The sequence below is a fragment of the Candidatus Uabimicrobium amorphum genome, assembly GCF_009002475.1.
GTDB lineage: Bacteria > Planctomycetota > Uabimicrobiia > Uabimicrobiales > Uabimicrobiaceae > Uabimicrobium > Uabimicrobium amorphum.
In genome coordinates this window covers 4322333-4348594 of the sequence record NZ_AP019860.1, presented here as the reverse complement: position 1 = coordinate 4348594, position 26262 = coordinate 4322333, and the positions used below count along the sequence as shown (strand labels likewise).

Annotated in this window: 22 protein-coding genes; 14 read left to right on the top strand and 8 right to left on the bottom strand. The window is 38.4% G+C overall.

Annotated elements, in window-relative coordinates:
- Positions 1-208 precede the first annotated feature (208 nt).
- The 5 genes from UABAM_RS15705 to UABAM_RS15685 form a co-directional block, all read right to left on the bottom strand.
- Positions 209-1057 carry a metal ABC transporter permease gene (locus UABAM_RS15705; protein ID WP_151968957.1) on the bottom strand — a complete coding sequence of 283 codons (849 nt, stop codon included), beginning with the start codon at positions 1055-1057 and terminating at the stop codon, positions 209-211.
- On the bottom strand, positions 1050-1775 hold the full coding sequence (locus UABAM_RS15700) for a metal ABC transporter ATP-binding protein (RefSeq protein ID WP_173013346.1): 726 nt from the start codon (positions 1773-1775) through the stop codon (positions 1050-1052). The genes UABAM_RS15705 and UABAM_RS15700 overlap by 8 nt, the downstream gene beginning before the upstream one ends.
- Positions 1776-1777: 2 nt before the next feature.
- Positions 1778-2692, bottom strand: coding sequence for a metal ABC transporter solute-binding protein, Zn/Mn family (locus tag UABAM_RS15695; RefSeq protein ID WP_151968955.1), 915 nt, complete (start codon positions 2690-2692; stop codon positions 1778-1780).
- A gap of 138 nt (positions 2693-2830) precedes the next feature.
- Positions 2831-3529, bottom strand: a complete 699-nt coding sequence (locus tag UABAM_RS15690; RefSeq protein WP_151968954.1) for a tetratricopeptide repeat protein — start codon at positions 3527-3529, stop codon at positions 2831-2833.
- A gap of 185 nt (positions 3530-3714) precedes the next feature.
- Positions 3715-6423, bottom strand: coding sequence for a protein kinase domain-containing protein (locus tag UABAM_RS15685; RefSeq protein ID WP_151968953.1), 2709 nt, complete (start codon positions 6421-6423; stop codon positions 3715-3717).
- A 165-nt stretch (positions 6424-6588) separates the two neighbouring features.
- On the opposite strand from UABAM_RS15685, the gene UABAM_RS15680 reads away from it, so the two are divergent.
- Positions 6589-7830: a serpin family protein gene (locus UABAM_RS15680; protein ID WP_151968952.1), complete on the top strand. Its 1242-nt coding sequence runs from the start codon at positions 6589-6591 to the stop codon at positions 7828-7830.
- Positions 7831-8008: 178 nt separating this feature from the next.
- On the opposite strand, the gene UABAM_RS15675 is transcribed toward UABAM_RS15680, so the two are convergent.
- On the bottom strand, positions 8009-8737 hold the full coding sequence (locus UABAM_RS15675) for a CPBP family intramembrane glutamic endopeptidase (RefSeq protein ID WP_151968951.1): 729 nt from the start codon (positions 8735-8737) through the stop codon (positions 8009-8011).
- Positions 8738-9021: 284 nt separating this feature from the next.
- On the opposite strand from UABAM_RS15675, the gene UABAM_RS15670 reads away from it, so the two are divergent.
- The 12 genes from UABAM_RS15670 (at position 9022) to UABAM_RS33455 (ending at position 20327) form a co-directional block, all read left to right on the top strand.
- Entirely contained in the window at positions 9022-10587 is a 1566-nt protein-coding gene (locus UABAM_RS15670) for a BCCT family transporter (protein ID WP_151968950.1), read from the top strand.
- 81 nt (positions 10588-10668) lie between these two features.
- Positions 10669-11994 carry a sugar transferase gene (locus tag UABAM_RS15665; protein ID WP_151968949.1) on the top strand — a complete coding sequence of 442 codons (1326 nt, stop codon included), beginning with the start codon at positions 10669-10671 and terminating at the stop codon, positions 11992-11994.
- Positions 11995-12090: 96 nt separating this feature from the next.
- On the top strand, positions 12091-12933 hold the full coding sequence (locus tag UABAM_RS15660; protein ID WP_151968948.1) for an XrtA system polysaccharide deacetylase: 843 nt from the start codon (positions 12091-12093) through the stop codon (positions 12931-12933).
- Complete coding sequence (locus tag UABAM_RS15655) at positions 12918-14417, top strand: exosortase C-terminal domain/associated protein EpsI (RefSeq protein ID WP_151968947.1); 1500 nt, start codon at positions 12918-12920, stop codon at positions 14415-14417. Before UABAM_RS15660 ends, UABAM_RS15655 begins: the two co-directional genes overlap by 16 nt.
- Positions 14414-15586 (top strand): TIGR03087 family PEP-CTERM/XrtA system glycosyltransferase, encoded by a 1173-nt coding sequence (locus tag UABAM_RS15650; RefSeq protein WP_151968946.1) that lies wholly within the window; start codon positions 14414-14416, stop codon positions 15584-15586. The genes UABAM_RS15655 and UABAM_RS15650 overlap by 4 nt, the downstream gene beginning before the upstream one ends.
- Positions 15583-16716 carry a glycosyltransferase gene (locus UABAM_RS15645; RefSeq protein WP_151968945.1) on the top strand — a complete coding sequence of 378 codons (1134 nt, stop codon included), beginning with the start codon at positions 15583-15585 and terminating at the stop codon, positions 16714-16716. The genes UABAM_RS15650 and UABAM_RS15645 overlap by 4 nt, the downstream gene beginning before the upstream one ends.
- A gap of 1 nt (position 16717) precedes the next feature.
- Positions 16718-17305, top strand: coding sequence for an acyltransferase (locus UABAM_RS15640; RefSeq protein ID WP_173013345.1), 588 nt, complete (start codon positions 16718-16720; stop codon positions 17303-17305).
- On the top strand, positions 17302-18258 hold the full coding sequence (locus UABAM_RS15635) for an NAD-dependent epimerase/dehydratase family protein (protein ID WP_151968943.1): 957 nt from the start codon (positions 17302-17304) through the stop codon (positions 18256-18258). The genes UABAM_RS15640 and UABAM_RS15635 overlap by 4 nt, the downstream gene beginning before the upstream one ends.
- A 3-nt stretch (positions 18259-18261) precedes the next feature.
- Positions 18262-19365, top strand: a complete 1104-nt coding sequence (pelF, locus tag UABAM_RS15630; protein ID WP_151968942.1) for a GT4 family glycosyltransferase PelF — start codon at positions 18262-18264, stop codon at positions 19363-19365.
- Positions 19366-19431: 66 nt separating this feature from the next.
- Complete coding sequence (locus tag UABAM_RS15625; RefSeq protein ID WP_151968941.1) at positions 19432-19734, top strand: hypothetical protein; 303 nt, start codon at positions 19432-19434, stop codon at positions 19732-19734.
- 27 nt (positions 19735-19761) lie between these two features.
- Positions 19762-20193 (top strand): hypothetical protein, encoded by a 432-nt coding sequence (locus UABAM_RS15620; protein WP_151968940.1) that lies wholly within the window; start codon positions 19762-19764, stop codon positions 20191-20193.
- Positions 20190-20327 (top strand): hypothetical protein, encoded by a 138-nt coding sequence (locus UABAM_RS33455; protein WP_173013344.1) that lies wholly within the window; start codon positions 20190-20192, stop codon positions 20325-20327. The genes UABAM_RS15620 and UABAM_RS33455 overlap by 4 nt, the downstream gene beginning before the upstream one ends.
- Positions 20328-20371: 44 nt before the next feature.
- Here the strand turns inward: UABAM_RS33455 and UABAM_RS15615 are convergent, their stop codons facing one another.
- Entirely contained in the window at positions 20372-21778 is a 1407-nt protein-coding gene (locus UABAM_RS15615; RefSeq protein ID WP_151968939.1) for a hypothetical protein, read from the bottom strand.
- A gap of 95 nt (positions 21779-21873) precedes the next feature.
- Here UABAM_RS15615 and UABAM_RS15610 point away from each other — a divergent pair, with 95 nt between their 5' ends.
- Complete coding sequence (locus UABAM_RS15610) at positions 21874-23124, top strand: leucine-rich repeat domain-containing protein (RefSeq protein ID WP_151968938.1); 1251 nt, start codon at positions 21874-21876, stop codon at positions 23122-23124.
- Positions 23125-23159: 35 nt separating this feature from the next.
- Here the strand turns inward: UABAM_RS15610 and UABAM_RS15605 are convergent, their stop codons facing one another.
- Positions 23160-26249: a HEAT repeat domain-containing protein gene (locus UABAM_RS15605; RefSeq protein ID WP_151968937.1), complete on the bottom strand. Its 3090-nt coding sequence runs from the start codon at positions 26247-26249 to the stop codon at positions 23160-23162.
- Positions 26250-26262 lie beyond the last annotated feature (13 nt).

Below are 26262 nucleotides of genomic sequence, written 5' to 3'. Positions count from 1 at the left end.
GTAAGCGGGAAACTAGCAATATAAAGTTGAATTATAAACGCTGGTTCCCTGCTTTTGCAGGGATGACACCATTAAGAAGTACGTTCACACCATCCCAAGTTAAGAGTAACGATCTCTTAGTAAAGACTTACAAATCTATGTCATTCCCGCGTAAGCGAGAAACCAGCAATATAAAATTGACATGTCAAAAGCGTTAAAAACGCATACTCTAATTTTTAAATCGAAATCTACTACTGGAAAAAACTGCCGAAATTACATAGATAATACCAGAAATAATAATAATTGTCGCACCAGAGGGGACGTCATATTGATAACTCACACCCAAACCACTTGTCACAAATACAATACTCAATAGTGTCGCCAGCAACATCATTTGCCCAAGAGATTTAGCGAATTGCGACGCAATACCTGCGGGAATCGTAAGTAAGGCAATAACCATTACAATTCCTACAACAGTGACTAAAAGCACCACTGTCATCGCAGTGAGACAAAGTAACAAAATGTATAAACGACGTACTTTTATACCGCGTAATTTCGCAAAATGTTCATCAAAACAAATCGCGACAAGGCTTCGATAAAAAAATATACACAACACAACGATGATGACATCAAGTACAGCAATAATGCGTAGATCTTCCGCCGTCACCAACAAAATATTGCCAAACAAATATGTCATTAGATCTTCGTTATATCCAGGCGTTTGAGAAATAAACATTACCCCTACCGCCATTCCGACAGCCCACATAACGCCAATAATAGTATCTTCGCGTTGCTTGTGCCAAAAACGTACATAACCAATAAAAATCGCTGCAAGAAGGGCGAAAATAACGGCTCCATACATTGGGTCGAGAAATGTCCAACCATGAACAATATTTAAATAACGTGCGATACCAATTCCTCCTAGTACAAAATGCGAAATCGCACCTGCTAGGTAGGAAATCCGTTTTGTCACGACAAAAGCTCCGACTATTCCACAAGAAATACTGGCAAGTATTCCCGCAATAAGAGCATAACGCAGAAAGGCAAATTCTTGTAAGGCTGTAATAAACTCAAACATTTATTTTCTCTTGATACCAATGGTAAAAATCTTGTTCTTTGCCTTTTGTAAATGAAAGAAAATCTGTATTTTTATTCACAAATAGTACCGATTTGGCAAATTTAGGGACTTCATGAATGTTGTGCGTTACCACCAATATAGTGTAATCCTTGTTCAAATCGCATAAAAGGTCATAAAACAAATTCTGTGAATGTACATCCAAACTAGAAGTGGGTTCATCAAAAACGAGAATTTTAGTTTCCGTCGCCAGAGCACGCGCAATCAACACACGCTGCTTTTGTCCTCCAGAGAGAGAGGGAAAAGAATGCTGCGCAAAATTTTCCATCTGCATTTTACGCAAGTTTTCGAGGGCAATTTTCTTATCGTATTTAGAATACCAAAAACCTTTGCCTCCCAATCTTCCCATTAATACAACTTGTAAGACCTTTATGGGAAACTGTTCGTCGTAATAATTTTTTTGTGGTATGTAGCCGAGGAGTTTACGTACTTGGCTAGGTACATTGTTACAAATCGCGACGCTGCTATTCGTGGTAGACAGTTCTCCGCATAAAATATTTAACAATGTACTTTTCCCTCCTCCATTTGGTCCCACAATGGCTAAACAATCGCCCTCATTTACCTCAAAATTTACATTTTCTAATACATTGCGTTTATCATAAGCAAACGATAAATTATTTACTTTAATTAAGGCTTCGGTGTTTTTATTACGATGAGTCATAATCATTTCAAATATTCAGCGATGTTCTTGGCCATCGACAACAAATTCTCTGTATAATCGTACGCCAAAGGATCAAGGGTTATTGTTTTGCATGAAAGGGGTTGTTGCTGTGATTTATAGTGTTTCTCTAGAGCAGAGATAATGGCATTCGGAGACTTTCCCATAAACTGTTTTTGAACAAAAATAGCGCGTATCTTTTGGGTTTTAGCTTTAGATATCAATTTTGCTAAATGCTTCGCACCAGGGCTCTTACCTTCGGTTTCTACCGCAATTTGTTTTAAATGATAACGATCACAAAAATAACCATACGAAGGATGATAAACCCACATATTTTTTTGAGAAATATTTTGCAAAAGTGTACGTATTTTCTCATCTAATAAAGATAATTCATCATGAAAAACTTGCAAATTTTTTGCAAAATACTCCTTGTGAGCGGGAAGGAGTTGCGAAAGAGTGTCCGTTATAACCTGGGTTTGCTTTTTTACTAAAATAGGATCTAACCACACATGTGGGTCCTTACCGTGATTATGGTGATGATCATGGTGATGGTGACTATGTTCTTCCAAGTCACGTAGTTTAATTCCAGCATGTGTTTCGACAAGTTTTATCTTATACATACGCGATATACGCGAAACAAATGACTTCTCGAAAGGAACGCCTATTGTAAACAAACAAAGTGCCTTACTCAAAACAGCCAACTGTTTTTGTGTAGGTTCATATGTAGCAGGAGATTGTCCAGGACCTACAAGCACCTTTACATCGACAAACTCCCCACCAATTCTTTTCACAAAATACGATTGTGGTAAAATACTAACAAAGCAAACAGCTTTTTTAGAACTATCGGTGTCTGTAGAATTGCGACATGCTCCAAGTGCAATAGATACAAAGATTATCAATAAGACTTGTAATCGCATCATAAATATCCATATAAAAGAAAGTCTTCTCTTTGGTAAGTTTTGCTGTATTCTACAGCAAAAAAAGTCATGATGCAAAAAATATATTAACTATATCTTTGAAGCTTACTTGTAAACTTAAATTCGCTTGTGTAAAACAGTCTAACCAACAGTTGTATTCGTCCAAATTTCGAGATAGTTCTTAATTTGCGGATCATCTGTATTGGCAAAAGGAGTATCGGCATATTCACGGCAAAGATAATCTTTAATTTTCTTCGCGTGGGGTGACTTTATTTTTTTATACACCAGGTGCTGTAAGTACAAAAGACGCGCATACTGGTGGCGCTTTTCTTGTTTTTCGTATTTCGCATCTTTATCAAGAAGTTCTTTTTTGGCATTTTCTAAATATTGCAAACATTGCTTTGTGTCGTCCATTTTGAAATAACAGCGTCCAATTCTTTCTAAAGGAACATAATCTCTTTTGCTCGAAAAATAGCTCTCATACTCTGTAATTGCTTGTTGATAATTGCCATCCATCTCGTGGGTGCGGGCTTTTGAATAGTCTTGCTGTGCTTCATCGCTGGGTGGGGAAATCATAAATGCAATCGGCGCAAAAATCATCTCACCAATAAAGCTAGAAAAGAAAAGCCACCACGGTATCGACAGAGCAACGATAATCATCACTTTAAATATAATTTCTCCAATATTTGTAATGCTTACATTACTAACATACGCAATATTGAGAAATAAAAATACCGCAACTCCAGCAAACCCCACCGCATAGCGCCTCCCTGTATTTTTTAGTAAATACGTGAAGAAGATCCCCGCGGCAACCTGTAAAGGACCAAATATATACAACATGCGTTATTTCCTTCTACTGTAACACCTATCCAAAAATGCAACTCAACTGATTTGAAAATTTAAATGTCGACACGCTCTGAAAAAAAATTAGGAGAGCATATATGCTCTCCTAGCTATTTGCATGATTAAGATCGAATTACATATTTGTATACTTAACCGTGAAGCAAAAGCGGTAATAAAAAAATTTATTTTTTTAACCACCTTTGAAATTGTTTTTCATTGCGGACATTGGCAAAATCGGGATTATTTTTCAAATCTTCCCAATTATTAAACTTATATTTAATTGCCTGAGCCAAATACTGTAGAGCCTTAGCTTTATTTCCTTTCACCGAATAAATTCTCGCCAAATAATAACACGCTTTTTGGCTAGGCTTATTTTTTAATGTTCTATTTAAATACACAACACTCTTTTTATATTCTCCCTTATCAAAGTACAGCATGCCTAATTTTTCAAGTGCAAGACCAAAATTGGGGTTTATTTTAATCACTTTTAAAAGATCTTGCTCTGCCTTTACGTATTCCTCTAGAAGTAATAGAGAATAAGCCCTATAATACAAAAATTTATCGTTACGTGGTTTAAGTCTAACCCCTGTGGAAAAATCTTGCTGTGCTTTTGCGTAGTTTTGTTGCTTTAGATAAATAATTCCGCGATTAAAGTACGCGTCCTCTGCTTGCGGGTTTAACGAAATCGCTTGAGAAAAATCAGCAATGGCTTTTTCGTAAAGACCGTCTTCGATATACAAATTTCCACGATTAAAGTATGCCGAAAAGTTATTTGGCTCGCGACGGATAAGATCGTTATAGACTTGTACGTTCTGATTGACAATTCCGTACAGCCACCAGCCGTCTTCTTCGTCGGACAGTACTGTCTCCAACATATCTAATTTTTTCAAGTCGATAAAAACTTGTTTCAACGACTGAATCAATCCAGGACTTTCTTGGGCATCGTCTATTTCGAAAAATACTTTATGTACCATACGTATGGCGACCTGGGAAGCTTGTACAGCACTGCGCTCTCGCTCACGAATCAGAGTATTTTGTTTTTCGATACGCTCTTTTTGTTCTTTTAAAAATGTATTTTGTTCTGCTAGTGCGTTTTTCTGACGTTCAATTTTGCCTTTTTGGGTATGCAATTTAGCATTTTGCGCGCGAATTTCCTGCTGTTGTTTTGTTAATTTTTGGTTTTGTGCCATGATTTCATTTTTTTGTTTTGCAAGCAAAGCTACTTTTTGCGAGATCTCGTCTTTTTGTTGTTGAACGATTTTCTTCTCTTTTGCCAACTGTTTGTTTTTGTCTTCCGCTTCCTTTTTTGCTTTTTCAGCTATTTGCTGTTGTTCGACAGCAAAATTGCGTTGTGTATTTGCTTCGCGATACGCATTCCCCACTAAAAAAATACCCGTTGCAAGCCCCACAATGATAAATATTGTTGCGGCGTAAACTGTACGGCGTAAACGCGCTGTTGTCTTTTGTATGCGCTGCTTTTTATCGCGTTCTTTGTGAATTTTTTCCTTAAGCGAAGCAACATTGTCACTTGACGATACATCTATTAGTTGCGCTTCCGCCAAACCAAAGTCTTCATTTTTTAGCGCTACTTCGGCAAATGCGATCCGTGCCTTTTCTTTTCCATGTAAGGCATCCGTATTACCTGCCCACAGCTGCAATGACTGGTCGAAACCTGCAACCGCTTCAGCAAATTTGCTGTATAGCAAATGATCGTCTCTTTTTTGTTTTGTTTGCAGACAGTTTTGCAGTATATTTTGGGCCTTTTGCGAAATGAATAAACTCTCACGATGTTGTAAGTATTCCTCCAACGCTCTGCGAAAATCTTCCACTTTTTGGTAGCGTTCTTTTGGCTCCTTAGCCAAAGCTTTTAGGCAAATTTCTTGCAATTCACGCGGAATGTCATCACTAAATTTAGGTTGCCGCCCTACGATCGCCGCAAAAATAGCGGTCATCGTATTCCCTTTGTGCGGAGGTGTGCGCATCAAAACTTCATAGAGAATACCACCCAGTAAATAGATGTCTGTCCATGGACCAATGTCAGGACCATTTCCGTAGGCAAGTTCACTAGGCATGTAATATGGGGTTCCCATAGGACTGTCTACCATAGTTTTATGGATTGTCAAACCACGATGCTCGTTGCCAATCTCAACGGCAATCCCCCAATCCATCACCAACACTTCGCCAAACTCCCCCACCATCACATTCGATGGTTTTAAATCACAATGTACCACCTCTTTGCTGTGAGCGTACGCAATTGCATTACAGACATTGAGAAGTATTTTTAGATGATCTTCGACACTGTATTTTTTTGTATCAACTTCATTCTCTTTGGGATACAAAAGCTCTTTCCACTCACGTCCAGCAACTAACTTCATTGCTAAAAACGTTTCACCGTCTTCGTTTTCGGCCAATTCATGTACAGGGACAACATTCGGATGCTCAAGGTGTGCAGTCACCACCGATTCGCAGAGAAATTTATTACGATTTGCCTGATTGTCATTGATTATTTTCTTGATGGCAATTTCGCGCCGTAAGCTGTTCTGGCAGCCTTTGTAAACAACACCCATTCCACCGCGAGCAATTTCACTTAGTATTTCATAGTGATTATCCACACGTTGTTTGGAAACACCCATACTAGTATCAGCAGCAACCGTATCTATAACACTCATGTTTAGATCTTTTTTGGGATCTGCTCCAATAGTAAATTCACTGGCCGTCGCTGGCGTCATGTCAAATGTTTCATGCTTAGAAAAACTCAACATTGGCAATGTTGGAGCCGTAGGATGTTCCGGCCAATCTTTAGAACGATACGTTTCTCCCCCATCGCTATTTTCGAAATCATCCTTTCTCATTACCTTTTGCCACAATTGCTTCATTTCGTCTTTATCCATGAATTATCCCTTGCTAAAAACTGCTGTTTTTTTATGCTATTTTACGATTTTTTTTGTAAAATACTCATTATGTAATACGATACGTGTAATAATATAAATAGAGTGTCACATCGCGACCACAACTAATCTTATCAAAATTGCTATCAAAAAATCTAGGACAATAGAATGCGTAAAATATTTCATCTATTTATTTTGAGTATGCTTTTCCTTACTCAATGCGAAATTTTAAAAGACCCTGCTTTCCGCAATCCACAAAATACTCCCGGAAATACTCCTGGGCAGTCAACAGGTGATTCAGGTATAGGACTCCCCGACCTTGGAGGAACACCCAAAGTCGAAAAAGAGAATGAATTCGTTTCCAGTGGACAATACCCACGCTTTGTTGTCAATTCATTCAATAAAGCAAGTGACTATATGGATATTGCCAAACAACCAACACCGCCAGAATTAGAAGATATACATGCCAATACAGCTTTATCCACGTTTCGCCAAGTCGCAAATCGTCACAGCAATGCAATGATTTCACCGTTCTTGCTTTCATGCGATGACAATGGCCAAGCGACAACACAAACAATCGCGCAAGTTACAAATGACAGATTGAGTGTGAGTAGTGAATTACAGTTGGAAATTGACAAAGCGGTTTATTTCAGTGCAAATTGGAAACAAAAACAACAACCACAACTCTCTAATATTATGTTCCAAGGTACACCAATTACCGCAATAAAAATTTCGGGAAAATGTTATTCTCATGAAAATGATGAACTGCAACTCATATATCTTCCGCTAGAGATTAAAGATTTTAGCGTATATCTATTTGTTCCAAAGACAACTCTGGCACAACTATTGGCCAACATGCAATTTCCGCAAATGAATGAGGCAGTACAAAAATTAAAGAAGCGCAATTGCGAAATAGAACTTCCGGCATTTCGCATGTATTTCAATCTGCCCATCAACGTCAACAAAAACGCAATCAGTATGTTACAAATAGATCAACAAGGTTGCGAATTTTCCGCAGTGCATACAAAATTGTCAGCCCCGGATAACACAATGATCGAGGCTTTTGATGCTGGTACTAATGTCGATTACGAAGACGAAGAGCTAGACCTCGCAAAAATCAAATCTCCCTATTTAAAAAACAAATCCAATGAGTCGATTAATATAACCATAGACAAGCCGTTTTTTATTGTACTGCGACACTTAAAAACAGGAGAGTTTTTATCCGCAACCGCGGTGAACAACTTACAGGAAAAATCTACATGGGGAAGCACAATACAACATCTAACACCAGAAGAGTCGCTAAGTAAGACACCAACCTTAAATCGCTTTGGATGGGGCTATACACGACGTGTACGTCCACAAGACTTATTACCAGATAACGACAATAGCTCTTCTCCAGGAAATCAGTAAATGCGTCATGTAGAACGTTATATAAGAAGACGTCGCAACCAAGACTTTTTAGAAGTCTTGGTTTACAGGGGGAAAATTCGGAAAGACGGAGTAACCAAAGGAATAGCACGACAACGATAGAAAATATCGAGTAGATGGATGCGAAATGCAGATACTCATCCAACAAAATTCCCACAGCTTATCCAAACCACAGAAAGTCCATTCCCCAATACTTCACCAATATAGCAATTCCTAAATTCGTAAAGGCGTGGGTCCAAATACATACCGCAAACGAGCGCAGATACTTATATATCAATAACGTTGCGGTAAAATATAATACACACGAAATGTATTCTGCGGTGCTATGCCCTAATGTGAAAATGATCATTGTACCCACAACACTGTATAGGTTGAGAGGAATTTTACTTAAGTCTTGCGGTTTTTCTTCCAGTGTGGAAGAACATTTATCAACGATAGAAGATTTGTCGCTTTGCTGCGACTGATGTAAATATTCGAGTAGATATGCGCGGAAAAATATTTCCTCGAAGATCGCAACGAGAATTACCGAAGCGAATGTTCTCAACCACCAATATATTTCCCCGTTTGTCACCAAGGACAATTTCTGAGACGAAAAACTATCGGTGAATGAAAGGTAATAGTAAAAGGGAATGGCCCACAATAACAATAATACAGGTGTAAATAAAAGGCTTATAAAAATATCCCTCCACCGCCACTTGCCGAAAGAGTAGTACTTGCGGTACGCAATCCAAACAGTCGTAACAATAGCTATTTTGATTAGATACACCATCCACAAAGCAACAACATCACTTAACATATTTGCCAACACATAGCAAAAATAAGGCAAACAAAAAGCTGCGAGTAGCTGCTCATATGTTTTATCCTGAGGTAACAAATTCAGTTCATTCATTGAAATTCTCTCTTATTCGAGTATTACGGATAGATTGCCAAACAATATGATATAAGTAAACTATTCGTCGCGCAACAAAATGAATTTATCGTTTACGACCTCAGAGTAATCTGTTACACTTTTTTAATATAAAAAATATAAAAACTTTAACCAAAAAATACAAAGTTTTACAGGCGTAGATAATACTCACAACCGCAAAACAAACAACGAGTAATACCTGCCGACACAAAATTTGATACCCACTTAGTACCCAGATCGCCTTAGAAAACGGAAGGCATAAATTGATGAAAAAATGTCGCTACACCACTTCTTATGAAGTAGGACAGGATAACATACAACGTTTAGGTTTTGACATACATAATCCCGTATTTGCATATTCGAGTTTACTCGTGCTTAGTTTTGTTGCAGGAACGTTACTATTACCCGAAGAATCAAAGCAGTTATTCGAAAGTACAAAATCATTTTCTATAACTTACTTTGACTGGCTATTTGCCTTGAGTGCAAATCTAGTCGTTGCTTTCTGTTTATCTCTATTGATTTTACCCATTGGCAAAATTAAATTAGGCGGAAAAGATGCCAAACCTGATTTTAGTTTAATGTCGTGGTTTGCAATGCTGTTTGCCGCAGGAATGGGAATCGGTCTTATGTTTTGGAGCGTTGCCGAACCTGTTGCATACTACACAGGCTGGTACGGTACGCCGCTAAATGTAGAAAAGCTGACCCCTGAAGCGGCAAACCTCGCGATGGGAGCAACGATGTTTCACTGGGGTTTACATCCGTGGGCAGTGTACAGTATTGTGGGCCTTTCTTTAGCTTATTTTACCTTCAATAGGGGTATGCCGCTTACAATTCGTTCGGTATTCTATCCTATTTTTGGGAAAGCTACTTGGGGATTTGCCGGAAACGTGATCGATACCATCGCGGTAATGGCCACTATTTTTGGTCTAGCCACCTCCCTCGGCTTAGGTGCGCAGCAAGCGGCATCGGGATTAAATTTCTTATTTGCTATTCCCAACGATATTACGACACAAATCATTATAGTATTTGGGGTCACGACCGTTGCAGTCATTTCCGTGGTAAGAGGTTTAGAAGGTGGAGTGAAAATCCTCAGCAATATCAATATGAGCATAGCCGCGTTGTTGTTTTTATTCGTTTTATTCACAAGTTCAACATTAGCGATACTCAACGGATTTGGTGGTACTCTATATAACTACGCGGTAAATATCGTACCGCTCAGTAGTTGGGTAGGCCGCGATGACGATACTTTTTTTCATGGTTGGACCATATTTTACTGGGCATGGTGGATTTCGTGGTCACCTTTTGTCGGTATGTTTATTGCCCGCATCTCCAAAGGGCGCACAGTACGCGCTTTTGTTACTGCGGTACTTCTGGTACCCACGATGGTAAGTATTCTATGGATGACGGCTTTTGGTGGCACCGGTTTAGAACAAGTACAAAACAATGTTGGCGAATTAGCAAATGGCATAAGTGATACCTCCTTAACCCTTTTTCAAATGTTAGAGCAATTGCCTCTTGCAAATATCACATCATTTATTGCCATTATTTTGGTATTGGTATTTTTTGTGACATCTTCAGACTCAGGCTCACTCGTCATTGATAGCATCACCGCCGGAGGTAAACTCGACGCCCCTGTTCCACAACGCATTTTTTGGGCAACAATGGAAGGACTTATCGCAGCAGCTTTGCTATTTATCGGTGGAGAACAAGCATTAAAAGCACTTCAGGCTGCGGCCATCACAGTAGGACTACCTTTTGCTCTTATACTCATTATCATGTGTGTTAGTTTGTACATGGGGCTCACAAATGAACACAAGAGTAACAAAATGTAATAACATTTGAAAAATGTTATTACAAATGATATAGATTTAAAACCTTTCAACCATTTGCTTCGCAACGATTACGGATATAAAATGTACAAATTTATTCGCACAAAAATCCCTGTATACTTTCTACTACTCATTGTTTGTGACTTTCTATTAATTTTTGGCTGTTTTCTACTTGCCGGTTTTATTCGAAATGTATTTGCCACTTTTGATTACTACAATTACATACCTCAGCAAATATTTTGCACTTTTGTCATTTGCATTTTTTTGTTTTATGCTGATTGGTATGTAAATAAATTTTCGTCGAGTATCAGCAAAGTACTGATATTTTTCAATGTCCTACGTCCTGTTTTTGGTGCCTATGTATTTTTAGTCATCACATTCTATATTTTTCCCTCGCTATTTATCGGGCGCGGCGTTCTCGGCATTTGTTGTGTTCTGCTTAGTTTTACATTATATATTTGGCGCGTATTGTTTTACTCAAAAATTATTCGCGACAAAATAGCCAAAACATGTATTATCGTCGGGAGCAATGCACTTGCTGAAAAAATACGTAGTGAATTGCAGCAACTAAAAAACGACTATTCTCACACCGTTATATTTCAAAATTTAGATGAGGCACTATCTTACCTAGAGCAAAAAAAATCTAAAGAAATAATCGTCACCTTACCACGTAACGAAATTGATATGCTACAACTGCGTAAATGTCATGCCACTCGTTGCCGCATGATTGATGGCATTTCTTTTTATGAGTGGTTAACAGGCAAGATTTGCGATGAAACATTCCACGAACAAATTGCTTTTTACGGCTATCAATCCATTCATTTCTCTTTAACAATGCTTTGTAAGAGAATAGGAGATTTAGTATTGTCTTCCATACTATTTGTACTTACACTGCCCATACAAGTCATCACCATTATATTGATTAAAATACTATCTCCAGGTCCCGCTATTTACACGCAAAAACGCGTGGGCATGAATGAAAAAGAGTTTGTCATGTACAAATTCCGCACTATGCACATAAATGCGGAAGTTCAAGGAGTACAACTTACGCAGGATAATGATCCGAGAATAATTCGCGGTGGAAAGTGGCTGCGGCGTATGCGCATCGATGAACTACCACAACTCTTTAACGTCATTCGCGGAGATATGAGCCTTATAGGGCCACGTCCAGAGAGAGCGCATTTTACCAAACAATTTGAAGAACAAATGCCATGGTATTTTTTCCGCCATTCGGTACGGCCAGGTATTACCGGGTGGGCACAAGTACAATACCACTACGCTAGTTGTTTTGAAGAACACTACGAAAAGTTACGTTATGACCTATACTATGTTAAAAATTTATCCTTAGTTTTGGATTTTGTCATTGTGTTAAAAACAGTCAAAATAATTCTAACCGGCGGCGGAAAATAACACAATTGTAATGAGCCAATAAATCACTATAATAGTCTTTACTTTTCCTACCGAGTGCACAGGTAATGCTTTTGTTTACCAAAGAAAGAAAAAACAATGCGTAATATCATGAGTGTTGACGTTGAAGACTACTTTCATGTCGCAAATTTCGCAAATAAAATTTCCTTACACGATTGGGATTCTTATCCTTTGCGTGTAGAGCAAAATACACAACGTATCCTACAAATATTCGCTCAACATAACGTCCAGGCAACATTTTACGTACTTGCTTGGGTTGCGGAGCGTTGCCCGCAACTTGTACGCGAAATTTGTCAACAAGGTCATGAATTGGCATGCCATGGTTACGCACATCAACTCATATACGAGCAAGGTCCCCAAGCATTTCGCGAAGACATCAAAAAAGCAAAATGTATATTGGAAGACATAAGTGGAGAACAAGTCATTGGTTATCGTGCGCCAAGCTACTCCATTACCAACAAATCGCTTTGGGCAATAGACATTCTTTATGAAGAAGGTTTCCGTTACGACTCAAGCATTTTTCCTACGCATCATGATCGTTATGGAATACCACAAGCCAAACGCCATAGGCATCTTGTCAAATACAACACACATGCGCTACAAGAATTTCCTCCTTCGACAGTACCTATTGGCAAATGGAATTTCCCTATTGCTGGTGGTGGTTATTTTCGCCTATTTCCCTATAGCATTACCAAAAAAAGTATCGAATTCAACAATCGCGAACAACAACCATTTGTTTTTTATTTACATCCATGGGAAATTGACCCACAACAACCGCGAATAAAAGGAATTAGTGCCACCAAACGCTTTCGACACTATGTAAATCTTCACTCAACGGAAAAAAAACTACGTCGCTTAGTACAGGACTTTTCTTTTACTTATACAAAAGAATATTTGGAATCAGTATGCGAAAAAATATAATTATTTTAGCTGTGGCTTTTATTGCCACTCTACTTACGTACATACCAACAATCGATTGGATGTACCAGCGCTGGACAAGCGCGGGTTCTTATAGCTCTCATGGTTTTTTAATCCCCTTTATTTCCTTATGGTTACTGTGGTACAATCGCCAAGCTATCGAAAACCAAGAGTTAAAAGGAAATTGGTGGGGAATAGCCATTATTGCATTTGGCCTAACGATTCATTTTCTTAGTGGCATCGCACGCATTCATTTTACTTCTGGTTTTTCCATTCCCATCACCGTAGCAGGAATACTCGTTCTATTTGCCGGAGTAAAAGGCATTCGTTGGGGGTGGTTTCCCGTTTTATACTTGTATTGTATGGTACCTTTTCCTCTCATTTTAATATCTTTCTTTACCTTAAAACTAAAATTACTGGCCAGTGAAATTGCGGTCTTTTTATTAAACTTTACAGGTATTGTTTGTATTCGCGATGGTAGCATTGTAAGTTTTACCAATGGACAAATGGTGGTAGGAGATGTTTGTAGCGGATTGCGCTCACTTGTGGCCATGGTCGCCCTAAGTTTGCCGTTTGCCTATGTCACAACAACAACTGTTGCCCGCAAAATATTTTTAGTGGCCATACTTCTCCCACTTGCCATGCTCTATAACGTACTACGCGTTTTTTTTCTGGGAGTCATTACTTACAACTGGGGAGCAGAGGCCGCAACAGGTAATATACATGATATGTCAGGTATGGTGGCTTTGTTTCTCAATATCATAACAATGCTCTTTATAAGCCGCGCTTTAGAAACACCAGAGGAGAGTGATGTAGAAAATAAAGAGACACAACAAAAAAATACAAAATTTATTCCCCCACAACTCGTTAATATAAACCTGAAGGCCGCTGCTGCAATCTGCGCACTCAGTTTAATGGCAATTACCACTTATTTTTTACTCTACAAAGAGTATCAAACCGAAGGAAAACAATACGCACAACAATTCCCTACAAATTTTGGTAATTGGTATACTCTTCAAGATTACCCCGCAGAACAGCGCACCATTGAACTTCTAGAAACTAAAGATCTACTCACACGACATTATTCTAGCCCCAAAACACCTCCCATACTGTTAGCTCTTGTCATTTCGGAAAATTCGAATCGCAAAGTATCGCACCCTCCGGAAATTTGTTACAAAGGCGCTGGATGCGAAATACTAGAGCGTTTTGCGATACGTTTACAAAATCACGATGCAATCGTACTCAAACTTGTGAATAATGGCGATCACGAATACGTTATCTATTGGTATAAATTTGGCGACAAGTTCACGGGTAACTACTACTATCACCAAGCAAACGCTCTCATGAATTTTTTTAGTTCCCAAAAAGGTGGTGCTGCTCTTGTTCGTACGTCTATAAAAATTGGCAATGATCCACAACATTCTTTTGGTTCACTGCAAAAATTCGCCAATGATTTATATCCGATTCTAAGAAAATATTTACCATGAAAATACTTTTTATCGCGCACAGAATTCCTTTTCCACCAAATAAGGGAGAAAAAATACGTACATTTCATCAACTGCGTTACTTGAATAACAAACACGACGTATTTCTGTGTTTTATTGTAGATGATAAGAGAGATTTAGGTTATACAGCTTGTTTAAATGACTATTGCAACAAAATGGTGTTTACCTTCATCTCGACATTTTACAATAAATGCAAAGCACTGCTAATGAGCTTATTTTCACAAAAACCTCTAACGCTTCGATTTTTTTATTCAAAAACTTTACAGCAACGCGTTCATCAAATTCTGACAGAGGAACAGTTTGACCTTGTTATTGCCAGCTGTTCTTCTGTTGCGCAATATATTCCGCAAAGTTTCAAACCAAAAGTGATGGACCTCATAGATATAGACTCAGATAAATGGCTACAGTACGCGCAATTTACTTCTTTTCCTAAAAGAAAAATCTACCAACAAGAAGCCAAACGCATGGCAAAATATGAAAAACATCTTCTTGATACCTGGGAACGTTGTTATGTTATTTCTCCCCAGGAAGCACAAATTGTCGATGGTGAAAAGAGATTACATGTTCTCGCCAACGGCGTTGACCTCGATTATTTTGATAACTTATATGAAAACCGCGGTTGCGACATTGTTTTTGTTGGTACAATGAATTATTTTCCCAATGTTGATGCGATGATATACTTCTGTAACGAGATATGGCCTTACGTTGTAAAAAAACATCCTAAAGTCAAATTATATATTGTTGGTCGTGATCCTTCACCATGTATTTCGGAACTACGTTCAGACAATATTATTGTCACTGGTGCTGTTGAAGACATTCGCCTTTATTTGCAAAAAGCAAAACTAGCCATCGCTCCCATTCGTATTGCCCGAGGTGTCCAAAATAAAGTCTTAGAATACATAGCCTGTGGCTTACCTTGTGTGATCTCTCCCCAAGCAGCAGAAGGCATTGATCTATCAAATCTAGATAGTGGAATTTGGATCGAAAACAATGCTACGACATTCGCACAACGCATCAACTCATGCTTAGAAGAAAATATTGAGATACCCACAACTCGAAGAGAAATATTTGCTCAAAAATATAGTTGGGAAACACACCTTGCCAATTGGGAAAAAGACCTATTAGAAATTGTCGCAGAAAGTAAATCATGACAAATAAAATTTGTATAGCACACATCCGTAGCTCAAGCGGTAAGGGTGGTGGTCCAGAAAAAACCATCATCAATTCATCGCGTTTTATCGACAAGCAAACTTTTTCCATGATACTCATTTATCTAAAAAGTGAACATGACAGCGAGTTTGATATGGATCTTCGTGCTCAAAGTGCAGGCGTTGAGATGATTGTTATTCCTGAGCGTCGCAAAATAGATTTTTCTACTTTACGCAAGCTGCGTAAAATCTTTCGCCAACGTAAAGTAGACATATATCATGCCCATGGTTATAAATCCAACTTTTATGGTTTATTGCTTAGAATGTCTGGGTGTAAGATAAAACTGATGACGACGGTACATGGTTGGGTTTCCAAAAAACGTCGCGTACGTTTCTACGACTCACTGGACAAACGAATTCAGCGCTTTTTCCGCAAAGTAGTCATTGTAACGGCAACATTACGTGAAGAATTAATACGCTACAAAGTAGCCAAAAAACGCATTGTATTTATTCCCAACGCAATCGTAACCAGTGACTTTGCCAAAGGGGTTGTCACAAGTAAGTTGCGCGAACAACTATCAATTCCCTCGCAAGCTTTTGTCGTTGGTGCCGTAGGACGTTTGGCAAAAGAAAAAGGTTACGACACACTAATTCGCAGTGCTGCCCAAGTGATTGCCCAACACCCTAATACCTACTTTCTTATCGTTGGTGAAGGGACGCAAAAAGAAGAGCTACAGCAACTCATCACCAGCATGAATTTACAAGACAAAATTATCTTACCAGGCTACTTTTCCGATATTCGCCATGTCTTCGCTATTTTAGACTTATACGTTCTTTCCTCTTTAAAAGAAGGCTTACCCAATGTAGTATTAGAAGCAATGGCAATGGAAGTACCTATTATCACAACACCTGTTGATGGAGTAGTAAACACAGTTCAAGATCGCGAACACGCCATTTATACACCTGTGGGAGATCATCAACAAATGAGTCAAAATATTTTGAATGTTATTAAAGACGAACAATTGCGTCATAAATTACAAAAAAATGCTCGTAAAATGGTGGAGGAACGGTTTTGCTTCATGGAACGCATGCGCAATATGGAAAAAATATATAAAGATCTCATGGGAGTATAAAGTGCGAAATATAGTAAAAAATTTTGCCAATTTAATATTTCTATTACTAATAATCCCCGTATTTTTGTTGTATAGAATCATTAAGTTTTTCACTAAAAGTGAAAAAACATTTCATGGTTTTTCACAACTCGTTAGCTTATTTCCCGGAACATTGGGCGAATATGTACGTAAAAGTTTTTACTATCTAGCATTAAAAAAGTGTTCTCTTGACTGCTGTATATCTTTTGGGGTGATTATTACCGACAGTGAAAGCGAAATTAACAGTGGTGTATACATAGGAACTTATTGTACTCTAGGCAAGGTAAGTATAGGACAAGACACGCTACTGGGTAGTAATGTTGATATTATCAACGGTGCCAATCAACATTATATCGAACGTATCGACATCCCCATACGTGAACAAGGGGGAGAATTTCCCAAAGTATATATAGGCGAAGATTGCTGGATCGGCAATGGTAGCCTTATTATGGAAAATATTGAAAAAAAATGCGTTATTGGAGCGAAAAGTGTTGTGACAAAACCCATAGAGGCATATTCTATTGCGATGGGGCACCCTGCAAGAATAGTAAAGAAAAGGCTTGATGTATGAAAAAAATATTGGTAACAGGTATCGCGGGCTTTATAGGTTCTAATCTTGGAGAATACTTACGAAAAAATGACTACACTGTTGTTGGTATTGATAATTTTAACGACTACTATTCTCCTACTTTAAAAAAATACTATGCAAAAAAACTCGAAGAGCTTGGCGTAAAAATTTATCATCGCGATCTAAACGAAATGACGCAACTTGACAATGATATTGACTTCATCATTCATTGCGCTGCGCAGCCTGGAATATCAGCGACAACCTCATTTGCATCTTATGTCAGTAACAATATCAACGCTACGCAAAATTTATTACACTTCGCCAAACAACTTCCTCAATTACAACTATTTGTTTACATTTCCACTTCTTCGGTTTACGGAGCCACCGCAACGGGACCAGAAACAAGCGAATTAAAACCAACATCGCACTACGGAGTAACGAAATTGTGCGCCGAAAAATTAGCGATGTCGTATTATTACGAAAACCAACTCCCTGTGTGTGCAATGCGCCTTTTTTCCGTATATGGTGAACGTGAACGTCCTGAAAAACTTTACCCGCTGCTCATCAAAAGTATTTACGAAAAAAGGCCGTTTACTTTATTTGAAGGTAGCGAAAAACATTCACGTTCTTTTTCTTATGTGGGTGACATCACCAATGGATTGTTGCGCGCAATTCAAAATCCACAATTGTGTATAGGCGAAATTTTTAATCTAGGATCAGACCAAGAAGTGACAACTGCACAAGGAATCAAAACGATTGAGGAAATCACAGGGAAAAAAATCGAAATCATACATGTTCCCAAACGTACAGGTGACCAAAAACGTACGAGTGCAAATATAGATAAAATAAAAACTGTTTTAAATTACCAACCAAAGACAACTTTAAAACAGGGACTACAAGCACAAGTAGATTGGTATTTACGAGACATGCACAACAAAATAAAATACGAGTCATAACTTATGATAAACATTTTACAAATCGTACACAGTATGCCCGTCGCTGGTACAGAAAAACTAGTATACGATATGATGCCGCTTTTTGAGAAGAAATTCTCTTTTAGCGTTTTATGCCTCGACGAGCTAGGTATATTAGGCGAAGAACTCCACCACCAACAAAAACAAATTTTTTGCGTCCACAGACAACCGGGTATTGATATATCTGTACCTCGAAAAATAGCGCGTATTTGCCGACAAAACAAAATAGATATTATTCATTGCCATCAATACACACCGTACTTTTATGGCTGCTTGTCGCGAATATTCTTCTCCTCCCCCAAACTAATATTTACGGAGCACGGTAGACACTACCCTGACATAGTCAGTACAAAAAGACAATGCGCCAATCAATTTTTAAATTTACTCACAAATACAATTGTAGGAGTTTCGCAATTTCCGGTAGAAAGTCTCGTAAAAAAAGAAAAACTACCGCAGAAAAAGATGCAGGTTATCTATAATGGAATTGACATAAGCCGTTTAAATACACGTCGTCCAAAAAAAGAAATGTTACATGAACTTGGTATTGCACAGGAGGATAAAATCGTTGGCTTCGTGGGACGAATCCATCCAATAAAAGATCCCTTAATGCTGCTGAGAGCTTTTTGCAAAGTGCACAAAAAATGCCCTCAAGCAAAACTGATTTTTGTCGGCGACGGAGAAATGATGAAAGAATGCCAAGAATTTGTATCGCAAAATAACCTGGAAGAAAGAGCGATGTTTCTGGGACTACGCCGCGATGTACTCGATATAATGCAAGTTTTCGATGTATTGGTACTTTCCTCATTAAGCGAGGCAACATCTATCACTCTGCTAGAAGCAATGGCTTCGGGCGTCGCAGCTGCATGTACGCGGGTAGGAGGAAATCCGGAAATCGTCGACGATGGAACAACAGGTTTGCTGAGTGAACGCGGAAATCACCACGAATTGGCGCAAAATATTTTGCGTATATTGACCGAGGCCAATTTAAAAGAAAAAATGGGGAAATCCGCGCGCAAAAAAGTCGCAGAGCTATTTACCATGGAAAAGATGGTCGCAAATTATAGCGAACTCTATGAGAATTTGCTGTAATTCCCACTTGATTTTACGCATAGCAACCAACAAAATAAATAAAGAACGATAAAACAGGAGGAAAATATGCATAACGTCTGCTATGTATTGGTCTTTATTTTATTGATGTTTACAGGTTGTCATTTACCAAATGCCAGCGGCAAAAATTTCAAAGAAAAATATAGTGATTTTATCGATCACCATTATAGCGAAGACCAAAAACAACAAATATACAAAGTAATAGAAAACGAACCATTACAAAAATATAAATGCATCAAGTGGTATGAAGACGCCGAAGAGGCAATTACCACTGCCAAAAAAGAAGAAAAACCGATACTGGTATTTTTCTTTGTCAACGAATTTGGACAAGAAAAAGCGCAACATTGCTGACTGGGGGGTCGCATTACGAAGAGCAGTGTGCTCTCAGATAACCAAGTACTTGATTATATCAGCCAAAATTTCGTCGCTTTTTCTCTCAATATTACCACGAATGAATTTCCCACGCAAATGGAGGGGCTAGAACTAGTAAAAATGGTATATGATAGCAATTTCATGTTCAAGTATGGCTTTTTCGGGCATGTTGCTCTAACCGCAGATGGTAAATTCTTACTTGGTCATGCCGGGAGCGGAGATAAACAATTTTATGATATATCCCCGTGCTATCATCCTGACAAATATTTGCGTTTTTTAAAAAGAAGTGAAAAGTATTTCCAACGCTGTCAAGCAATACGGCGCAACGCTTCGTTAGATAGACAACAACGCTATCAAAAGCTTAAGAAACTTGCGGAAGAAATTGTCGTTTTTGTCAACCAATACATCTACTTGCGTGAAAATGAGGATGTCTTATGAGAAGGATATGGATTGTTTTGTTGCTAAGTACAATGCTTATTTCATGCAAAGCTCTATATGAGCAGCAGTGGAAAGAAGACTTTGCCAATTATTACGCCGATTTTCCTTCAGAGGAACAGCTACCTGAGCAGTAAAATTACCGCTCAGATAACTTGGTATTAGGCTAGTCCACATTGACCTAGTCTAATACATCGGCCGAAAAGCTCTTGACTCTGGTTCCCTTGATAAGTTTGTTATCACTAAAGTACTCATGGTAACCAACACCACAACTACCACCATCGTACTTTGTATCTTTTATTGATGTGACAATTTTGCCATCTAAAATGAAGGTAATGTCGCTCCCCTTCGTTTCTATTTTCATCGTTCGCCACTGGGAATTTGCCATATAAATGGGCACTTCGCTAAGATCGACGATTTTCCCGCTGTCTACACGAAAACACCACAAGCGACCATCATGAGAGTCCCATGCCATGCCATAACAACTGCCTTTGTATGAAGAATGCTCAAAGACACCATTGCCGTTGTCACGTACAAAAATACCTACGCGTTCAAAGCCTTGTGTAGTTAACTCAGGACGATATTCGCAATAAATATCGGCAGCAATATACATAGATTTTTGTGTTGTTTTTAAAGAAATAGTGTCAACTCCACCAGAAGGGTCGCAAATTGTTGCAACAGATTCGCCTTTGACAGCAACTGTTTCGGGAGAAGTAAATTTGTCTTGCCACATACACAAATCTCTTCCATATGCTGGAAACGATTCTTTCACAGGTAAAGACACAGCTATAGGATAGCGAGAATTGAGAAGTTTCCCCTCTTTACTAAGAATCCCAGAAACTTTTGTATCTCCTAATACTTCGCGCATTTTCCGTTGTTGGCCATTTAACGTAATGCTATTTAGCACAAAACGTATTCCATGACTGTAGTCCGCATATGTGTCAATATGTCCAAGATACAACGGCTGAATATTTTTACCATTGGTACGGTGCCATCCATAAATCGCTACGCGTTTGGGTGTTGTAACAAGACGTGTTGTGACCACCACATCTTTTTTGTTTCCGGCAACCAAACTTCCCAAAGGGTATTGCGGTAAAAACTCCAAACGCTGCGCATACACCATTCGGTTATGTCTTGCAAAAACAGGAACAGTGGTCATATCAGGAGCAGGTGGGATAGATCGCGGAGACATTTTTACTACTGCTTGCGCCCAAATATCATCCACCATTTTTGTGGTAGGTAAACTGCAATCCATATAATCGGCAAGACGCTGTGCTAACAAAGGAGTCATTGGAGTAAGGAAGTAATCACTATTGTCTCCCACACACATATAATCACAAGTGACATAATAGCGTACTGTCGTACTTCCCTCTTGTACAGTAACAGGAATCATCTTTCGCAAAAATTCAGGCACATTGCCTTTTACGATTTCTTGAAAAATGACTTCTTCGCGTTTTTCTAGAGGTAAATTTACAATCATTTCAATAAATTCACTACCAGAAGCCGCATTCTGTGGACGCGGTGGTAAAGGGAGTTCTTGTGAAAATGTCACCGATAAAAATAGAACTACGCAAAAAACATATCGCATAACTTCATCCTAACATTTGTTTTTTATTTTTAAATCGATTAATATTATAGCTAAAATCCAACATACACGCAAGTTATCAAACTAAAGGTCGTTAGATGAAAAAAATTAAAAAGCAATTGCTAGAAACGATAAGTAACAATACCCAATATGAAGGTTGTACGTTTTATTTACAAAAACAACGGCGATATCGTTTACAAAATTGTGTTTTCCATAACTGTAGTTTTCGCAATCACGTTGTGTTTTCACACTTACAAAATTGTAAATTTGAAAACTGTGGATTTTCCGGTGAATGCGTCTTTGATTTATCACAACAAGATTTACAACAAATTCCCAAGTGGATTTTTTCTTTTCCGGAGATTACGGAACTCAACTTGTCCAAAAACAAACTACGAACTCTCCCCATCGAAATTACCCAACTGCACAAATTACAACAGTTGAACTTATCGCAAAACAAAATAAGCGTCCTACCTTTTGAATTGTGGCAATTGCCAAACCTGCAACAGCTAAATTTATCCAAAAATAATATACGTAGCGTACCTGAAGAACTCGAACAGTTACATCATCTACTAGAATTAAATTTATCAAAAAACAGCATCAACAACTTACCGCAACAGTTGTGGCGAATGAATCATTTGCGCTTTTTATCTTTATCCAACAATCATCTAACTACCTTACCAAGCGAAATTGCACAACTACAAAATCTGACATATTTATCCGTTGTGGGAAATAAACTCACTTCTCTTCCACCACAGATTGGAGAGTTACAAAAACTAACGCGTCTCTATCTATCACATAATTACCTCACACATATTCCCCCAGAATTGGGAAAGTTACACAACGTACAAGTGCTGTTCATATCAAACAACAAGATTTGTGATTTACCAAATGAATTCGGTGAACTACGCAGCCTAACGCGATTGTCTTTGGAAAATAACCACCTACAAAATCTACCTGAAGAATTTGCTCAATTACATCAACTAGTCACTTTGTCTTTAGCACACAACGAATTCACCACTATGCCACATCCCTTATGTAAGCTTTCGCGTCTGACAAACCTATCGATACACCACAACCAAATACACACTATACCGAAGGAAATACAGCAACTACAAAGTATCTATGGCTTAAATCTTTCTTACAATAAACTCGACGAAATTCCTCAAGATTTTTTGTACTTAAAAAACTTAACCCGGGTAAATGTGTCGGGAAATCAAATTTGTCATTTTCCAACAAAAATAAGAGAAATGCCTAGTTTAAATGAACTGTATATCGCAGACAATTTACTCACCACCGAACAGAGATCATTTCTCAAAAACAATCTGCGCAATTGCGATATTCTATTTTAGTATCTCCATTCTACGGATAAACAGAACAACTACATCTATTGCACGACATGAACCTCGCAAAACCGAACACTGTTATGTCCGACGTTGTCAATGGTTTTTTTGTCGATGTTTGCAGAAACTTGTAGCCTTTTTAGATTGCGATTGTCTTGCAGTAAAAGCACTCCTTTGTCAGTAACTTCGGTATGAGAAATGCTTAATCTTGTTATGTTTTCTAAGCCGTCGATGATTTTCATACCAGAATCAGTAATCATTGTTCGCGACAAATCCAAATCAGACAATTTTTGAAATTTCGATAAATGGACCAAATGTTTGTCGTAAATTGTGCTCACAGAAAGCGAAAGTTTCTCTAAATTTTTCAACGTCGAGAGTTCACGTATATCATCGACACTGATGTTCATGTTTAGCAGATGAAGGTTTTGAAGACTCGCTAACTTCTTTAGATGCACGACACTGTTGCTTTGTACTTTCCTCAAATACAGTGTTCTCAAATGAGAAAAAGACGCTATTGGTTGTAAACTAGTTACTTTGGACGACTGTAAATAAAGAGTTTTTAGTTTTGGCAAATTACGAAGAAGTGCTAATTCAGCATCTGAGATCTCCGCCAACAGAGACAACTCTTCGAGACTATGCATCTTCTGCAAAGATTCTAAAAATTTTTTGGTGATTTTACATGGTGCAAAAATGCGTAAAGTTTTTACATTTGAGAACTCTGGTAAATATGCAAAACCTTTATCAGTAATTTGTGGACTATGTAGTTCCAACTGCGATATACATTGTATCTCTTTGAGATACTTCAAATCAGTGTCGCTCTTCGGATTGTCGCTAAAAATTATGCGCTTTTCTTGCTTGTCTACATCATAGAGTACAATTTGGCGCAAATCGATTCCCCGGCTTATGGCAAAACAAAAAACAGGAGCATTGCTATCAGAAAAAACAACGGTAAACTCTAAATAATCCGAACCTCTACGAGATCTTCGGTCATACCTACGAACAATATCTTTTTCTAGTTTTTCAAAGGCATCAAAAGCTTTGTATACTTGCTCGTTGTAACCAGTAATTTTATCTACGCGTTGCGGAACCATCCTGTATAACTTTTGCGCCACATGCATTTTCAAACGACTGTCTCCATGGCGAAAAAGGTCAGTCAACACTGAAATCGTTTCGTTTCCCATTGCTTCGAGAGTATCTAAAGCGGCTTTTTTTGTTTTCCATGGATAATTTTTAATGAAGGAACGAATTGTAGGTAACGCGGGTAGGGATTTTTTCCCCATTTTTGCCAAAGTACGTAAAGCATAAATGCGCACACGATCATTACCATGTTTTGCAACACCACAAAGTACGGGAATAAGTGATACATCAGATGTATCTAGTGAATCGCATATCTTCAAGTATGTGACTACTCGATTTGTCTTGCGTATTTTTTTGAGAACAGCGATGGTTCCCGGTGCACCCATTTTTTGTAAAATTTGAACCACAGTCTTTTGCGACTCTAATAAAGTGCGACGACTAACTCTACCTGGAACTTCCTGATAAAGCTGATCATAGGCGTCTAAAATGTGCTCAACGTTCTTAGGAGATAGTTCCATAAGCAACCCCACAACTTGTTCTTTGACGCTTTCATCATTTGAAGATCTCAAAAGAAAATAAATCGATTGGCGAGGCATCTCTTTTAATAACAATTTTACTTGCTGGCGCAACACGTCATTATCGGTTTTTAGAAATGTAATGAGTTGTTTTGCAGCAAGTGATCCAATAGTTACTAAGATTTTTTTTGCATGTGGCCGTATTTCTTCATTTTCCAAATAACCAATACAAATATTAATCGCTGCTGAAACAGGTCTTAATCTGCATAAAAGTTTCTCTGTTAGTTTCCGTATCTCAGGATCTTGATCTTTGAGGCTTTTCGCCAGTGGTACAGCAGATGCAGCTCTTTGGGCCAGAAGCTCGTAGGCGTATTTCTGAATGTCTGGTTCTCTTAGAGCTTTGATTAGCCACGGAATACAACCATCACCGGACTTTGATAAAAGGCCAAGACCCGTCATTACTTCATCCGCATCAGCACTACGCAGCATTGCGATAAATCCTGCGGCGGTATATTGGATGTCTATTTTCAGTAAAACGTTCTTTGCCTGATACTTAATATTCACATTGCTGTGCTTTGTCATTTTCAGCAGGACAGGTATTGCATCGACAATGGAACCATCCATACCTCCTAAGATATAAATTAGTGGCAGTACCAATGATGATTTTTCATTTTCTAATTCTTTTAGGATAAACGGTAAAGCCGCTCCACCCATTTTTTTTAATACTTGTCTTGCTTCATACACAACACTTCGATTTTGATCCTGTAAGGCTTTTATGAGCAGAGGAATTGTCTCTTTTTCGTATGTCTTTAGAGAAGCAAATACGCGAATAATGTGTAAGCGATCTTCGTCGCTATTAAACACCTGTAAAACAAGTGGCAGCTCCCCTACCTCTGCTAACGAAGCGACAATTGCAGCACAGACGTCTTCGTTTTCACGTTCTTTTTGCAAAGCCTCAATGAGTATACGCGTTGTTTCTTGTGCTTTTTTCCCCAATGCTCCCATCGCTTTCGCCGCAAGAATTTTGACCTCATTAGTGCCGGTCATAACCAGCTGTGAAAGCCGCGAAACACTATCTCCCCCTTTCTCGGGAACAATCGCTAACAATTTCAAAGTTTGCGTCTGTAAACATGGGTCCTCATCGTACAAAAATTCATTCAGGTCAGGTAACATGGATAAAGCTTGGACTTCTAATCCAGTAAAAATGCGTAAAATTCTACATTGTGTCTTTTTGTTGGCACTGCGAAGCGCTTTTTTTAACTCAGGGACTGCGGCAATACCCATTTTTTGCAACGATTTGATCGTCCATAGTATAATGCGTGTATTTTTATCCTCCAGACATTTGATCAGTTTAGGAACAGCGGCCTTGGCTTTAGGTCCCAGTTTTCCCAAGGCAATAATCGAAGACAGTTTCGCCCGACTATTCTCAGATTGTAATTTTTTGATGTGTTTTTGAACATTATCGTTGAAGTCATCATTTTGCGCTGCGGTAAAATTTATTATACTAAGAAACATAAGTAGTAAGCAGAGACGTAAAATCATCGCAATTTCTCCT

Coding starts and splice junctions, on each gene's coding strand:
- UABAM_RS15660 (WP_151968948.1), top strand. CDS start 12,091: ATGCGTAATATCATGAGTGTTGACGTTGAAGACTACTTTCATGTCGCA.
- UABAM_RS15645 (WP_151968945.1), top strand. CDS start 15,583: ATGACAAATAAAATTTGTATAGCACACATCCGTAGCTCAAGCGGTAAG.
- UABAM_RS33455 (WP_173013344.1), top strand. CDS start 20,190: ATGAGAAGGATATGGATTGTTTTGTTGCTAAGTACAATGCTTATTTCA.
- UABAM_RS15705 (WP_151968957.1), bottom strand. CDS start 1,057: ATGTTTGAGTTTATTACAGCCTTACAAGAATTTGCCTTTCTGCGTTAT.
- UABAM_RS15610 (WP_151968938.1), top strand. CDS start 21,874: ATGAAAAAAATTAAAAAGCAATTGCTAGAAACGATAAGTAACAATACC.
- UABAM_RS15665 (WP_151968949.1), top strand. CDS start 10,669: ATGTACAAATTTATTCGCACAAAAATCCCTGTATACTTTCTACTACTC.
- UABAM_RS15690 (WP_151968954.1), bottom strand. CDS start 3,529: ATGTTGTATATATTTGGTCCTTTACAGGTTGCCGCGGGGATCTTCTTC.
- UABAM_RS15685 (WP_151968953.1), bottom strand. CDS start 6,423: ATGGATAAAGACGAAATGAAGCAATTGTGGCAAAAGGTAATGAGAAAG.
- UABAM_RS15700 (WP_173013346.1), bottom strand. CDS start 1,775: ATGACTCATCGTAATAAAAACACCGAAGCCTTAATTAAAGTAAATAAT.
- UABAM_RS15625 (WP_151968941.1), top strand. CDS start 19,432: ATGCATAACGTCTGCTATGTATTGGTCTTTATTTTATTGATGTTTACA.
- UABAM_RS15680 (WP_151968952.1), top strand. CDS start 6,589: ATGCGTAAAATATTTCATCTATTTATTTTGAGTATGCTTTTCCTTACT.
- UABAM_RS15605 (WP_151968937.1), bottom strand. CDS start 26,249: ATGATTTTACGTCTCTGCTTACTACTTATGTTTCTTAGTATAATAAAT.
- UABAM_RS15635 (WP_151968943.1), top strand. CDS start 17,302: ATGAAAAAAATATTGGTAACAGGTATCGCGGGCTTTATAGGTTCTAAT.
- UABAM_RS15695 (WP_151968955.1), bottom strand. CDS start 2,692: ATGATGCGATTACAAGTCTTATTGATAATCTTTGTATCTATTGCACTT.
- pelF (WP_151968942.1), top strand. CDS start 18,262: ATGATAAACATTTTACAAATCGTACACAGTATGCCCGTCGCTGGTACA.
- UABAM_RS15615 (WP_151968939.1), bottom strand. CDS start 21,778: ATGCGATATGTTTTTTGCGTAGTTCTATTTTTATCGGTGACATTTTCA.
- UABAM_RS15670 (WP_151968950.1), top strand. CDS start 9,022: ATGAAAAAATGTCGCTACACCACTTCTTATGAAGTAGGACAGGATAAC.
- UABAM_RS15650 (WP_151968946.1), top strand. CDS start 14,414: ATGAAAATACTTTTTATCGCGCACAGAATTCCTTTTCCACCAAATAAG.
- UABAM_RS15655 (WP_151968947.1), top strand. CDS start 12,918: ATGCGAAAAAATATAATTATTTTAGCTGTGGCTTTTATTGCCACTCTA.
- UABAM_RS15675 (WP_151968951.1), bottom strand. CDS start 8,737: ATGAATGAACTGAATTTGTTACCTCAGGATAAAACATATGAGCAGCTA.